Annotated in this window: 10 protein-coding genes and 1 other annotated feature; all 10 genes read left to right on the top strand. The window is 34.5% G+C overall.

Translation table 11 applies throughout. The annotated features are described in order from the left end of the window. The first annotated feature begins 45 nt into the window (after positions 1-45). The 10 genes from rplA to tuf all read left to right on the top strand — a co-directional run bounded on the left by rplA (position 46) and on the right by tuf (position 14,262). On the top strand, positions 46-735 hold the full coding sequence (gene rplA, locus DMR38_RS20370; RefSeq protein WP_127723425.1) for a 50S ribosomal protein L1: 690 nt from the start codon (positions 46-48) through the stop codon (positions 733-735). Between the two features lie 23 nt (positions 736-758). Then, positions 759-888: a sequence feature (ribosomal protein L10 leader region), on the top strand. A 46-nt stretch (positions 889-934) separates the two neighbouring features. After that, positions 935-1,438, top strand: a complete 504-nt coding sequence (gene rplJ, locus DMR38_RS20365) for a 50S ribosomal protein L10 (protein ID WP_127723423.1) — start codon at positions 935-937, stop codon at positions 1,436-1,438. Between the two features lie 35 nt (positions 1,439-1,473). Next, positions 1,474-1,845, top strand: a complete 372-nt coding sequence (gene rplL, locus DMR38_RS20360) for a 50S ribosomal protein L7/L12 (RefSeq protein WP_127723421.1) — start codon at positions 1,474-1,476, stop codon at positions 1,843-1,845. Between the two features lie 312 nt (positions 1,846-2,157). Next, on the top strand, positions 2,158-5,886 hold the full coding sequence (gene rpoB / locus DMR38_RS20355; RefSeq protein ID WP_127723419.1) for a DNA-directed RNA polymerase subunit beta: 3,729 nt from the start codon (positions 2,158-2,160) through the stop codon (positions 5,884-5,886). Positions 5,887-5,903: 17 nt separating this feature from the next. Then, a complete protein-coding gene (rpoC, locus tag DMR38_RS20350) occupies positions 5,904-9,440 on the top strand; it encodes a DNA-directed RNA polymerase subunit beta' (protein ID WP_127723417.1) in 3,537 nt (1,178 codons plus the stop codon). Positions 9,441-9,553: 113 nt separating this feature from the next. Further along, positions 9,554-9,796 carry a ribosomal L7Ae/L30e/S12e/Gadd45 family protein gene (locus DMR38_RS20345; protein WP_063555935.1) on the top strand — a complete coding sequence of 81 codons (243 nt, stop codon included), beginning with the start codon at positions 9,554-9,556 and terminating at the stop codon, positions 9,794-9,796. 80 nt (positions 9,797-9,876) lie between these two features. Next, a complete protein-coding gene (gene rpsL / locus DMR38_RS20340; RefSeq protein WP_127723415.1) occupies positions 9,877-10,254 on the top strand; it encodes a 30S ribosomal protein S12 in 378 nt (125 codons plus the stop codon). A gap of 156 nt (positions 10,255-10,410) precedes the next feature. Beyond that, positions 10,411-10,881: a 30S ribosomal protein S7 gene (gene rpsG / locus DMR38_RS20335; RefSeq protein ID WP_063555934.1), complete on the top strand. Its 471-nt coding sequence runs from the start codon at positions 10,411-10,413 to the stop codon at positions 10,879-10,881. Positions 10,882-10,959: 78 nt separating this feature from the next. Beyond that, the gene (gene fusA, locus DMR38_RS20330; protein WP_127723413.1) at positions 10,960-13,029 is read left to right on the top strand and encodes an elongation factor G; all 2,070 of its coding nucleotides are present in this window, start codon (positions 10,960-10,962) and stop codon (positions 13,027-13,029) included. Between the two features lie 39 nt (positions 13,030-13,068). Continuing rightward, a complete protein-coding gene (gene tuf / locus DMR38_RS20325; protein WP_127723411.1) occupies positions 13,069-14,262 on the top strand; it encodes an elongation factor Tu in 1,194 nt (397 codons plus the stop codon). Positions 14,263-14,512: the final 250 nt, after the last annotated feature.

Raw genomic sequence — 14,512 nt, 5'->3', positions numbered from 1 at the left:
AAGTGGGAGGTATAAACCGTTAAAACCACAAGGGAGGATTTCGACATGGGAAAAAAGTATATAGAAAGTGCTAAGCTTATTGATAAGGGTACATTATATGAACCATCAGAAGCTATAGAGCTTGTCTTAAAAACATCAAAAGCAAAGTTTGATGAAACAATAGAATTAGCATTAAAGCTTGGAGTAGATCCAAGACATGCAGATCAACAAGTTAGAGGAGCTGTAGTTCTTCCTCATGGAACAGGAAAAAAAGTTAAAGTACTTGTATTTGCAAAAGGCGCTAAGGTTAAAGAAGCTCAGGAAGCAGGAGCAGATTATGTAGGCGCACAAGAATATGTTGATAAGATTCAAAAAGAAAATTGGTTTGATTTTGATGTTGTTGTAGCAACCCCAGATATGATGGGAGTTGTAGGAAGATTAGGAAGAGTGCTTGGACCTAAGGGATTAATGCCAAACCCTAAATCTGGTACTGTTACTTTTGATGTTGCAAAGGCAATAGAGGAGATTAAGGCTGGTAAAGTTGAATATAGAGTAGATAAAACTAGTATAATCCATGTTCCAATAGGCAAGAAATCTTTTGAATCACAAAAATTGTTGGATAACTTTCATACATTAATGGAAGCTGTAGTAAAAGCAAAGCCATCAGCATCTAAAGGTCAATATTTGAAGTCTGTAGTAATATCAAGTACTATGGGACCAGGAATAAAGATAAATTCAGCAAAAGTTTTAGATTAAATTAACTTGTATGTAATGCAAAAATTAAATATGTAAATATTCCGTAGACAATAGGTGCGATAGCATAACGGTGTAACCAACCTATCAAGGATTCCAATAGAAAGTATAGTTGGTCTCTCTCTGTGTCTATGGAGAGACTTTTTAATTTATATGTGTTTATTATGTATTGTAGTTTAGACTGCAAGGAGGTGGATACACAGTGAAAAAGAATTATAGAGAAGTAAAAGAAGCTAGAGTTCAAGAAATTAAGGGAAAAATGGAAAAGGCTCAGGGTGTTATATTAGCTAAATATCAAGGGCTAACTGTAGAAGAGGATACTAAACTTAGAAAAGAATTAAGAGATGCAGGTGTAGAATATAAAGTTTACAAAAATACATTAGCTTTAAGAGCTGCTAAAGAATTGGGATTTGACCAATTAGAAGATTACTTTGTAGGCCCAATATCTATGGCATTTGGATATGAAGATCCAACTGCACCAGCAAGAATTCTTAATGATTTTTCAAAAGATCATAAGGTTTTAGAACTGAGGGCAGGAATTGTTCAAGGCGAAATCTTTGATGAAAATAAAGTTAAAGAACTTGCTACAGTACCACCGAAAGAAGTACTTATTGCAAAATTACTTGGAAGCTTCAAAGCTCCATTATCAAATTTTGTATATGCATTAAATGCAATTGAAGAAAAGCAAAAGTCAGAAGAAGCTTAATAAATTAAAGAGAGAAATTTTGGAGGTGTTCATTAATGAGTAAAGAAGAAATCATTCAAGCAATAAAAGAGATGAGTGTTTTAGAATTAAATGAATTAGTAAAAGCATGTGAAGAAGAATTTGGAGTAAGTGCAGCAGCACCAGTAGCAGTAGCAGGAGCTGCAGGAGCAGGAGCTGCAGCTGGAGCAGAAGAAAAAACTGAATTTGACGTAGTACTTAAAGCTGCAGGTGGAGAAAAGATAAAAGTTATAAAAGCAGTTAGAGAAGCAACAGGATTAGGATTAAAAGACGCTAAAGCTTTAGTAGATGGAGCTCCTAAGACTTTAAAGGAAGCTGTAAGCAAAGAAGATGCTGAAGCTATGAAAGCTAAATTTGAAGAAATTGGTGCTGAAATAGAATTAAAGTAATAAATTAATATAAGGCTTATAAAAGGGGCACTTTAATTTAAAGTGCCCCTTTTATAGTTTTTTATTATAAATTTACAAATTTTATTGTTGACAATTTTTTGATAGTATGATAACATAATAAATTGCATTGATTAGTTATGCAGAAAACGTAAATACTTTATTATTTAACACAAATTGAATTAATTATAAAAAAATAGGTTATACTATTACAATGGCAATTAATAAATCCATAAACATCCATATAGTACATATATATACATACACTGTGAATGTTTTTGGCTATTTTTAGTTTATGCAAGGGGTGAAAAATCAATGGTACATCCTGTCCAGGTTGGTAAAAGAACAAGAATGAGCTTTTCCAGACTTAAAGAAATAGGCCACATGCCTAATTTAATTGAGGTTCAGCTAGATTCCTACAATTGGTTTTTGAAAGAAGGATTACAAGAGGTATTCGATGATATTAATCCTATTCAGGATTATACTGCTAACCTTAATTTGGAATTTGTAGGATATAAGTTAGATATGGATAATATCAAATATTCTGTAGAAGAATGTAAAGAAAGGGATGCAACTTACGCAGCACCTTTAAAAGTAAAGGTAAGGTTAATTAACAAAGAAACTGGTGAAGTTAAGGAGCAAGAAGTTTTTATGGGAGATTTCCCTCTTATGACGGAGCAAGGAACCTTTATAATTAATGGTGCAGAGAGAGTTATAGTTAGTCAACTTGTAAGATCACCAGGTGTATATTATGATCTTTCAGTTGATAAAACAGGAAAAAATCTTTTTTCTTCAACTGTAATACCTAATAGAGGAGCTTGGCTAGAATATGAAACTGACTCTAACAATGTAATATACGTTAGAATAGATAAAACTAGAAAGTTACCCATAACTATTCTTATTAGAGCCATGGGTTATGGTACAGACGCAGAGATTACTAATTTCTTTGGAGAGGATGAAAGGCTAAAAGCCACAATTGAAAAAGATAATACAAAGACTCATGAAGAGGCTTTGCTTGAAATATATAAAAGGTTACGACCGGGAGAACCTCCTACAGTGGATAGTGCCCAGTCACTAATTGAATCTTTGTTTTTTGATGCGAAGAGATATGATCTTTCAAGAGTTGGAAGATATAAATTTAATAAGAAGCTATCATTACACCTAAGAATTGCTAATCAGATAGCAGCACAGGATGTAGTTAATCCAGATACAGGAGAAATTCTTATCCAAAAAGGTGAAAAGATAGATAGAGAAAAGGCAGTAGAAATTCAGCAGTGTGGAATAAACGTAGTAGATATTCAAATTGAAGATGTAGTTTTAAGAGTTATAGGTAATAACTTTGTAGATATACGTAGTTTTGTTGACTTTGATATAGATGATTTAAATATAAAGGAAAGAGTTCATTATCCAACTTTAAAGAAAATTTTAGATAACTATAGCGATGAGGAAGGTATTAAGGAACAAATAAGAAAGAATATCCATGAATTAATACCAAAACATATAGTTAGGGATGATATGTATGCCACCATTAGTTATGAATTGGGATTAGCATATGGAGTAGGTCATACTGATGACATAGACCATCTTGGGAATAGAAGACTTAGATCTGTTGGTGAATTATTGCAAAACCAATTTAGAATAGGTCTCTCAAGAATGGAGAGAGTGGTTAAGGAAAGAATGACCATACAGGATCAGGAAGTTATAACGCCTCAAGCTCTTATAAATATAAGACCTGTAGCTGCGTCTATAAAAGAGTTTTTTGGAAGTTCACAGTTATCCCAGTTTATGGATCAAACTAATCCATTGTCAGAACTTACTCATAAGAGAAGACTATCTGCTTTAGGACCAGGTGGACTTTCTAGAGAAAGAGCTGGATTTGAAGTCAGGGATGTTCATCACTCACATTATGGAAGAATGTGTCCAATAGAGACACCAGAAGGACCTAATATAGGGCTTATTAACTCATTGGCTACATATGCAAGAGTTAACCAATATGGCTTTATAGAAACACCATATAGAAAAGTAGATAAGGAAAATAAGAGAGTTACAAATGAAATTGTATATATGACAGCAGACGAAGAAGATGAATATTTAATAGGTAGGGCTAACGAACCTCTTGATGAAAATGGTAATTTTATAGATAATAAAATTACGGTTAGAGATAAAGAAGATGTTATTGTAGTACCTGGCCAAGATGTTGATTATATGGATGTGTCTTCAAGGCAATTAGTTTCTGTAGCTACAGCTATGATACCATTCCTTGAAAATGATGATGCCAGCCGTGCACTTATGGGATCAAATATGCAAAGACAGGCAGTTCCACTTTTGAAACCACAGGCACCTATTGTAGGAACAGGTATTGAATACAAGGCTGCAGTAGATTCAGGAGTACTTCCTAAGGCTAGAAATGCAGGTGTTGTTTCTTATGTATGTGCTAACGAAATAAGGGTTAAAAGAGACTCAGATGGAGGTACAGATATTTATAGACTTCTTAAGTTCCAGAGATCTAACCAGTGCACATGCATTAATCAAAGACCTATAGTTGAAAAAGGGGAAGTAGTTAAAAAGGGAACAGTTTTAGCAGATGGACCTTCTACAGATCTTGGAGAAATAGCACTTGGAAAAAATATTAGAATGGGATTTACAACTTGGGAAGGATATAATTATGAAGACGCAATGCTTATATCTGAAGAGTTAGTAAAAAAGGATGTATTTACATCAATACATCTAGAGGAATACGAATCTGAGGCTAGAGATACAAAATTAGGACCAGAGGAAATTACAAGAGATATACCAAATGTAGGAGAAGATGCATTAAAGGATATAGATGAAAGAGGAATTATAAGAATAGGTGCAGAAGTTAGGGCAGGAGATATACTGGTAGGTAAAGTAACACCTAAGGGAGAAACTGAACTTACAGCAGAAGAAAGGCTTTTAAGAGCAATATTTGGCGAAAAGGCTAGAGAAGTTAGGGATACGTCCCTTAGAGTACCACATGGTGAAGCAGGTATAATTGTAGACGTAAAAGTATTTACAAGAGAAAATGGAGATGAGCTTTCACCAGGGGTTAACAAATTAGTTAGATGTTATATAGCTCAGAAGAGAAAGATATCTGTAGGAGATAAAATGGCAGGAAGACACGGAAATAAAGGTGTTATCTCTAGAGTACTACCAGAAGAAGATATGCCTTTCTTACCAGATGGAAGACCTCTTCAGATATGTTTAAATCCACTTGGTGTACCTTCACGTATGAATATAGGTCAGGTATTAGAAGTTCATTTAGGATGGGCTGCTAGTGAACTAGGATGGCATATAGCAACTCCAGTATTTGATGGAGCTACAGAAGAAGATATATTGGAATGCTTGAAAAAAGCAGGATATAGAGAAGACGGAAAAACAATACTATATGATGGTAGAACAGGAGAAGAATTCAATAGGCCTGTAACTGTAGGATATATGTATATCTTAAAATTGGCACATCTGGTCGATGATAAGATCCATGCAAGATCTACGGGACCATATTCCTTAGTAACTCAACAGCCATTGGGTGGTAAAGCTCAATTTGGTGGCCAAAGATTCGGTGAAATGGAAGTTTGGGCATTAGAGGCATATGGTGCGGCTCATACACTTCAGGAAATATTGACAGTTAAGTCAGACGATGTAGTTGGAAGAGTCAAAACTTATGAAGCTATTGTAAAAGGTGAAAATATACCAGAACCTGGCATACCAGAATCATTTAAGGTTCTGATAAAGGAACTTCAAGCTTTATGCTTGGATGTAAAAGTATTAAATGATAACAAAGAGGAAATTAAGCTTAAAGAATCTGTGGACGAAGATATGGAAAAACTAGATGTAAATATTGAAGGAAAAGAAGATTCTGCTGATGTACCTCAAGAACAAAATAATGACTATAATAGTGAACAAGAACAAAATGGCAATACTGAAAATGACAGCGACGAAGATCTTGATTTAGATTATGAAGATCTTACTTTAGATGATTTGCAGAGTGATTTAGAAATAGATGATTTTAATGATGAACATTAGGAAGGGAGGATGTACCCTTGTTTGAATTAAATAATTTTGATGCACTTCAAATAGGTTTAGCTTCACCAGAAAAAATAAGAGAATGGTCAAGAGGTGAAGTGAAAAAACCAGAAACAATAAATTATAGAACTTTAAAACCTGAAAGAGATGGACTATTCTGTGAAAGAATTTTTGGACCAACTAAAGATTGGGAATGTCACTGTGGTAAGTATAAGAGAATAAGATACAAAGGTATAGTTTGCGATAGGTGTGGTGTTGAAGTAACTAAGGCAAAGGTTAGAAGAGAGAGAATGGGACATATTGAGCTTGCAGCTCCTGTATCCCATATATGGTACTTTAAAGGAATACCATCTCGTATGGGACTAATTTTGGATATGTCACCTAGAGCTCTTGAAAAAGTACTGTATTTTGCATCTTATGTTGTTTTAGATCCAAAAGAAACTCAACTGTTAAAAAAGCAACTTTTAACTGAAAAAGAATATAGGGAAGCTGTAGACAAATATGGTGAGCAAAATTTTGTAGCAGGTATGGGGGCTGAATCTGTTAAGAAACTATTAGAAGAAATAGATTTAGACCAGTTATCTGTGACTTTAAAAGAAGATTTGAAAAGCAGTACAGGGCAAAAAAAGGTAAGGATAATTAGAAGATTGGAAGTAGTTGAATCTTTTAGAAAATCTGGTAATAAGCCTGATTGGATGATTATAGATGTAATACCTGTAATCCCACCTGATTTGAGACCTATGGTTCAATTAGATGGAGGAAGATTTGCTACATCAGATTTAAATGATCTTTATAGAAGAGTAATAAATAGAAATAATAGGCTTAAAAAATTACTAGATTTGGGTGCGCCAGATATAATAGTTAGAAATGAAAAGAGAATGCTTCAGGAAGCTGTAGATGCCCTTATAGATAATGGTAGGCGTGGAAGAGCAGTAACAGGACCTGGAAATAGACCTTTAAAATCATTATCTGATATGCTAAAGGGTAAACAAGGTAGGTTCAGACAAAATTTGCTGGGCAAACGTGTAGATTACTCTGGACGTTCTGTTATAGTAGTTGGACCTGAACTTAGAATGTATCAATGTGGTCTACCTAAAGAAATGGCACTTGAATTATTTAAGCCATTTGTTATGAAAAAGTTAGTAGAAAGTGGTTTAGCACATAATATTAAAAGTGCAAAGAGAATGGTAGAAAGAGTACAGACTCAAGTATGGGATGTATTAGAAGAAGTAATATCAGACCATCCAGTAATTTTAAATCGTGCTCCGACTCTCCATAGATTAGGAATTCAGGCATTTCAACCTGTACTTGTAGAGGGTAGAGCTATAAAACTTCATCCATTAGCATGTACTGCATATAATGCAGACTTTGATGGAGACCAAATGGCGGTACATGTTCCTTTATCTGTTGAAGCTCAATCAGAGGCTAGATTTTTAATGCTTGCTGCACATAATATACTAAAACCTTCAGATGGAAAGCCGGTAGTTGTGCCTACACAGGATATGGTACTTGGTTCATACTATTTAACTATAGAAAAAGATGGAGCTAAAGGAGAAGGTAGAATTTTTTCTTCACCGGATGAAGTAATAATGGCATATCAGTTAAAGCAGGTTGATATTAATGCCAAGATAAAGGTTAGACTTACTAAGGTTAAGGACGGAAAAACTATAAGTGGTATAATTGATGCTACCCCAGGTAAAATAATATTTAATGAATCTATACCTCAAGATTTGGGATTTGTAGATAGAAGTAAACCTGGGAATGAGTTTAAACTTGAGATTGATTTTCTTGTAGCTAAGAAAAACTTAGGTAAGATAATAAATAAATGCTATATGAAGCATGGTGCTACTAAAACTTCCATAATGCTTGATAAAATAAAAGCTAGAGGATATCATTATTCTACTATAAGTGGTATAACAGTTTCCACTTCAGATATGGTGGTTCCAGAAGCTAAAAAAAGGCTCTTAGGTGAAGCAGATGCAGCAGTAGATAAAATAGAAAAAATGTATAGAAGAGGATTTATATCAGAGGAAGAAAGATATCAAAGAGTTATTGAGAAATGGACTAAAACTACAGAAGATGTTGCAGATGCACTTATGGATAATCTAGATAAATTTAATCCAATATTTATGATGGCGGATTCAGGAGCTAGAGGATCTAAAAGTCAAATTAAGCAGCTTGCAGGTATGAGAGGACTTATGGCAAATCCTTCAGGAAAGATAATAGAGCTTCCTATAAGAGCATCTTTCAGGGAAGGTTTGGATGTACTAGAATATTTTATATCAACTCACGGAGCTAGAAAAGGTAATGCAGATACTGCATTAAAGACCGCTGACTCTGGTTATCTTACAAGAAGGCTTGTAGATGTAAGCCAGGATGTTATAGTAAGACAAGAAGATTGTGGAACTCATGAAGGATATGACGTTTCTGAAATAAAAGAAGGAAATGAAGTTATAGAAAGTTTGGCAGAAAGACTTACTGGTAGGTATTCTGCTGAAGATATTAAAGATCCTAAAACTGGAGAAATAATAATACCAAAAGATGTCTATATGGATCCAAAAATAGCTGAGAAAATAGAGGCTTCTGGAATTAAAAAAGTAAAGATTAGGTCTGTATTTACTTGTAAGTCAAAACATGGAGTATGTGCAAAGTGCTATGGTATGAACATGGCTACTGCAAAGAAAATTGATATAGGAGAGGCTGTAGGTATAATAGCAGCTCAAAGTATAGGAGAGCCAGGTACACAGCTCACTATGAGAACTTTCCATACTGGAGGAGTTGCAGGATCTGATATAACTCAAGGTCTTCCTAGAGTTGAAGAATTATTTGAAGCTAGAAAACCAAAAGGGCTTGCTATAGTAAGTGAGGTTTCAGGTACTGTAAAAATGGAAGAGACAAAAAAGAAGAGAAGTGTTTCCATAGTTATGGATACTGGAGAAGAAGTAAGCTATGACATACCGTTTGGTTCAAGACTTAAAGTATCTAATGGAGATGCAATAAGTGCTGGAGATGAAATAACAGAAGGTTCTGTAAATCCACATGACATTTTAAGAATAAAAGGTGTTCAGGGAGCTAAAAATTATCTTTTGTCTGAAGTTCAAAAAGTTTACAGACTTCAAGGTGTTGATATAAATGATAAGCATCTGGAAGTAGTAATAAGGCAGATGACAAGAAAGATTAAAATAGAGGAATCAGGAGATACAGAACTGCTTCCAGGAACTATGATTGATATGTTTGATTTTGAAGAGGCTAATGAAAAAGTAGAAGCTAATGGTGGGGAACCAGCTAAAGGCAGGGTAGCTTTACTTGGTATAACTAAAGCAGCACTTGCAACTGAATCCTTCCTTTCTGCAGCGTCGTTCCAGGAAACTACAAGAGTTCTTACAGATGCAGCTATAAAGGGTAAAGTAGATCCATTGTTAGGATTGAAAGAAAATGTAATTATAGGTAAACTTATACCAGCAGGAACAGGTATGACCAGGTATAGGTCTGTAAGGATTAATACAGAAGATAAATCTGATGAAAAACAGGTAAGTGATGAGGCAGAAGTGTAGCATATAATTTATTGACATAGCAATGTTAAAATGATAAAATACATCTGTATGTTTTTTCAAGAATAAAGTATTATGTACTTTATTTATATAGCATTGAGGGAGGGAATAGAATAATGGTTAACAGACTAAAAGGAAACAAGGTTGTCGGTTTAAAGCAAACAGTTAAAGCAATAAAGAATAGCACTGCAAAAACTGTTTATATAGCTAAGGATGCTGACGATAAGTTAATACAGTCAGTAAAAGTGTTAATTGATGATAATTCCCCGGAGTTAATTTATATAGATACTATGAAAGAATTGGGAAAACTATGTGGTATAGATGTAGGAGCTGCTACAGCTGCTGTATTAAAAGATTAAATGAACAGTATACTAAATAAGCTTTCAAGAATAATTAATATAAATTGTAATGTATTTTAATTAAAAGAGGAGGTGTAGATATGCCAACAATAAGCCAATTAGTAAGAAAAGGCAGAAAGACAATGAGCACAAAGTCAACAGCACCAGCACTAAAAGAATGTCCACAAAAAAGAGGAGTTTGTACAGTAGTAAAAACTACTACTCCTAAAAAGCCAAACTCAGCACTTAGAAAAATTGCCAGAGTTAGGTTGACAAATGGATATGAAGTAAGTGCGTATATTCCAGGTATAGGACATAACTTACAAGAGCACAGTGTTGTTCTAATAAGAGGAGGAAGAGTTAAAGATCTTCCAGGTGTCAGATATCATATTGTAAGAGGAGCACTGGATTCAGCTGGAGTTGCCGACAGATTACAGTCAAGATCAAAATATGGCGCAAAAAAGCCAAAACAAAAGTAATTGATTAATTAAGTTGAGTATTAGTGCTATGTCTTCAGCGTTTATATATATTTACAGTACTTTATCATATTTTGCAGGAGTACAAAGCACTTTGCGGCTTTATTTAAAGCCGAGTACCGATGAACTTAAATTTTAATTGTTAAGGAGGGAAGAAAAGTGGCAAGAAAAGGACATATAGGAAAAAGAGATGTATTACCAGATCCAGTATATAATAGTAAGGTAGTTACAAAATTAGTAAACAGTATAATGGAAGATGGTAAAAAGGGAGTAGCTCAAAAAATATGCTACGGAGCTTTTGACATAATTCATGAAAAAACAAATAAAGAGCCAATGGAAGTTTTTGAAGAGGCAATGAACAATATAATGCCTTTACTAGAAGTAAAAGCAAGAAGAATTGGTGGTGCAACATACCAGGTTCCAATAGAAGTTAGACCAGAGAGAAGACAGACTTTAGGAATAAGATGGCTTCTTATTGCATCAAGAAAAAGAAATGAAAAATATATGAGAGAAAGACTTGCTTCAGAATTAATGGATGCAGCAAATAATACAGGTGCAGCTGTTAAGAAGAGAGAAGATACTCATAAAATGGCTGAAGCTAATAAGGCTTTTGCACATTATAGATATTAATATTAAAAACTGTTTTGGTATTTTTACTAAAGCAGTTTTGTCAAATCCTAAATTTACACTTGCGAGGAGGAAATTTAAGTGGAAAGAGAATATCCGCTAGAGAAGTTCCGTAATATAGGAATAATGGCACATATTGATGCCGGAAAGACTACTACTACGGAGCGTATACTTTTCTATACGGGAATAACCCATAAAATAGGAGAAGTACATGATGGTGAAGCTACAATGGATTGGATGGCTCAGGAGCAAGAAAGAGGAATAACTATAACCTCTGCGGCTACTTTTTGTAAATGGAAAGGCTATGCAATAAATATAATAGACACACCAGGACACGTAGATTTTACAGTAGAAGTTGAAAGATCACTTAGAGTTCTTGATGGAGCTGTTACTGTTTTAGATGCCAAAAGTGGCGTTGAACCACAAACAGAAACTGTATGGAGACAGGCAGATAATTATGGTGTCCCAAGAATGGTTTATGTAAATAAAATGGATTCAGTAGGAGCAGATTTTTACATGTGTATAAATACTTTGAGAGAAAGATTACACTGTAATGCAGTTCCTATTCAAATTCCAATTGGAACAGAAGATAAATTTAAAGGTATAGTAGATCTTATTAAAAATGAAGCTATAATATATGAAGATGATCTTGGAACTGTTATGGATGAAGTTAAAATACCTGATGAGTTAGCAGATAAGGCAGAAGAGTATAGAACAGCTTTAATTGAAGCAGTAGCCGATTTAGATGAAGATTTAATGATGAAATATTTAGATGGAGCAGAAATAACACAAGAAGAAATAGTAGCTGCTATGAGGAAAGGTGTTATTGAAAATAAAATAGTTCCAGTTTTATGTGGATCTTCTTATAAGAACAAAGGTGTTCAGCCAATGATAGATGCCGTAGTTGATTTTATGCCATCACCTCTTGATGTACCACCTGTAAAAGGTACTGATCCTGACACTAAAGAGGAAATGGAAAGAGTAGCTGATGATAATGCACCATTAACTGCATTGGCATTTAAAATTGCTACAGATCCTTTTATAGGGAAATTAGCATTTACAAGAGTTTACTCAGGAATTATGAAGAGTGGTACTTACGTATATAACTCAACAAAAGGGAAAAAAGAAAGAATTGCAAGACTTGTAAAGATGCATTCAAATCATAGACAGGAAGTTGACGAACTTCGTGCAGGTGATTTAGGTGCTATAGTAGGATTGAAAGATACTACTACAGGTAATACTCTTTGCGATGAAAACAGTCCTATAGTACTTGAAAGTATGGAATTCCCTGAACCAGTTATACGTGTAGCTATAGAGCCAAAGACAAAGGCTGGTCAGGAGAAAATGGGTATAGCTTTAGCTAAACTTGCTGAAGAAGATCCAACATTTAAAACTTATACAGATCAAGAGACAGGTCAAACAATTATAGCAGGTATGGGAGAACTTCACTTAGAAATAATTGTTGATAGACTTCAAAGGGAATTTAAAGTAGAATGTAATGTTGGTGAACCACAAGTTGCCTATAAAGAGACGATTAGAAAAACTGTTAAAGCACAAGGTAAATTTATTAGACAGTCTGGTGGACATGGACAATATGGTGATTGTTCCATAGAGATGTCACCTTCAGAAGAAGGATATACGTTTGAAAATGCCATTGTAGGAGGAGCTATTCCTAAAGAATTTATTGGACCAGTTGATAATGGAATTCAAGAAGCTGCTCAAAATGGTGTAATTGCAGGATATGAAACTATAAACTTTAAGGTTAAGTTATATGATGGATCTTATCATGATGTAGATTCATCAGAAATGGCATTTAAAATAGCTGGATCTATGGCATTTAAGAATGCTATGAATAAAGCAGACCCAGTTTTACTTGAGCCAATGATGAAAGTTGAAGTTACAATACCAGAAGAATATATGGGAGATGTAATGGGAGACATAAATTCCAGAAGAGGAAGAATCGAAGGAATGGATCCAAGGTCAGGAGCTGAAATTATAAGAGCGTTTGTCCCATTGTCTGAAATGTTTGGATATGCTACTACACTTAGATCTAGGACACAAGGTAGAGGAGTTTATTCAATGACATTTGACCATTATGAAGAAGTGCCAAAGAGTATTCAAGAGAAAATTGTAGGAGAGAGAAATAGCTAATTTTAGTTAATATATTAGTGTATTTAAGGAGGAAGAGTAATGTCAAAAGAAAAGTATGAAAGAACCAAACCACATGTAAACATAGGAACAATAGGACACGTAGACCATGGTAAGACAACATTAACAGCAGCAATAACAATGGTATTATCAAAAGAGGGAAAAGCAGCAGCAACAAAGTATGATGAAATAGATAAAGCACCAGAAGAAAAAGAAAGAGGAATAACAATAAATACAGCTCATGTAGAATATGAGACAGATAAGAGACACTATGCTCATGTAGATTGTCCAGGACATGCAGATTATGTAAAGAACATGATAACAGGAGCAGCACAAATGGATGGAGCAATTCTAGTAGTAAGTGCAGCAGATGGTCCAATGCCACAGACAAGAGAACATATATTGTTAGCAAGCAGAGTAGGAGTACAGTATATAGTAGTATTCTTAAATAAGTCAGACCAGGTAGACGATCCAGAATTACTAGAATTAGTAGAGATGGAAGTAAGAGAATTATTAAGTGAGTATGGATTCCCAGGAGACGACGTACCAATAATAGTAGGAAGTGCGTTAAAGGTATTAGAGAACCCAGATGATCCAGAAGCAACAAAATGCATACATGAATTAATGGATGCAGTAGATGAATATATACCAACACCAGAAAGACCAACAGATAAGGACTTCTTAATGCCAATAGAAGATGTATTCACAATAACAGGAAGAGGAACAGTAGCAACAGGAAGAGTAGAAAGTGGAGTATTAAAAATCGGAGACGAATTAGAGATAGTAGGATTAAAGGAAGAGAAGAAGAAGACAACATGTACAGGAGTAGAGATGTTTAGAAAACTTCTAGACCAGGCAATGGCAGGAGATAACATCGGAGTACTATTAAGAGGAATACAGAGGGACGAAGTAGAAAGAGGTCAAGTACTAGCAAAACCAGGAACAGTACATCCACATAAGAAATTTGTAGGTCAGGTATATGTACTTAAGAAAGAAGAAGGTGGAAGACATACACCATTCTTCAATGGATACAGACCACAATTTTACTTTAGAACAACAGATGTAACAGGATCAATTGCATTACCAGAAGGAGTAGAAATGGTAATGCCAGGAGACCACATAGACATGAACGTAGAACTTATAACACCAGTAGCAATGCATGAAGGATTAAGATTTGCAATAAGAGAAGGCGGAAGAACAGTTGGATCAGGTGTTGTTACTACAATAACTGAGTAATTAAACTAGAAATATATTACTTGTAAAACTTACTAAATATGTTATATTAAAAAGGAAAGAGTGCACTCTTTCCTTTTTAATAAGTAGAAATATAAATTTTTACTTGTCATGTATATAAATTTATTGTATAATTAAGAAGTTGTGATGTTATAACAGCGATGAGGCAAGAGGTTGCCGGGCTTCCGGGTAATTCTTGACTGAGTATGCCTAGGTCTTGAACTTAGGCGACGGTGATTCTGTAAAGGCAGTG

Source organism: Clostridium sp. AWRP (genome assembly GCF_004006395.2).
GTDB lineage: Bacteria > Bacillota > Clostridia > Clostridiales > Clostridiaceae > Clostridium_B.
This window is presented reverse-complemented; position numbering and strand designations above follow the sequence as displayed.

Coding starts and splice junctions, on each gene's coding strand:
- DMR38_RS20345 (WP_063555935.1), top strand. CDS start 9,554: ATGGTTAACAGACTAAAAGGAAACAAGGTTGTCGGTTTAAAGCAAACA.
- rpsL (WP_127723415.1), top strand. CDS start 9,877: ATGCCAACAATAAGCCAATTAGTAAGAAAAGGCAGAAAGACAATGAGC.
- rpoB (WP_127723419.1), top strand. CDS start 2,158: ATGGTACATCCTGTCCAGGTTGGTAAAAGAACAAGAATGAGCTTTTCC.
- tuf (WP_127723411.1), top strand. CDS start 13,069: ATGTCAAAAGAAAAGTATGAAAGAACCAAACCACATGTAAACATAGGA.
- rplL (WP_127723421.1), top strand. CDS start 1,474: ATGAGTAAAGAAGAAATCATTCAAGCAATAAAAGAGATGAGTGTTTTA.
- rplA (WP_127723425.1), top strand. CDS start 46: ATGGGAAAAAAGTATATAGAAAGTGCTAAGCTTATTGATAAGGGTACA.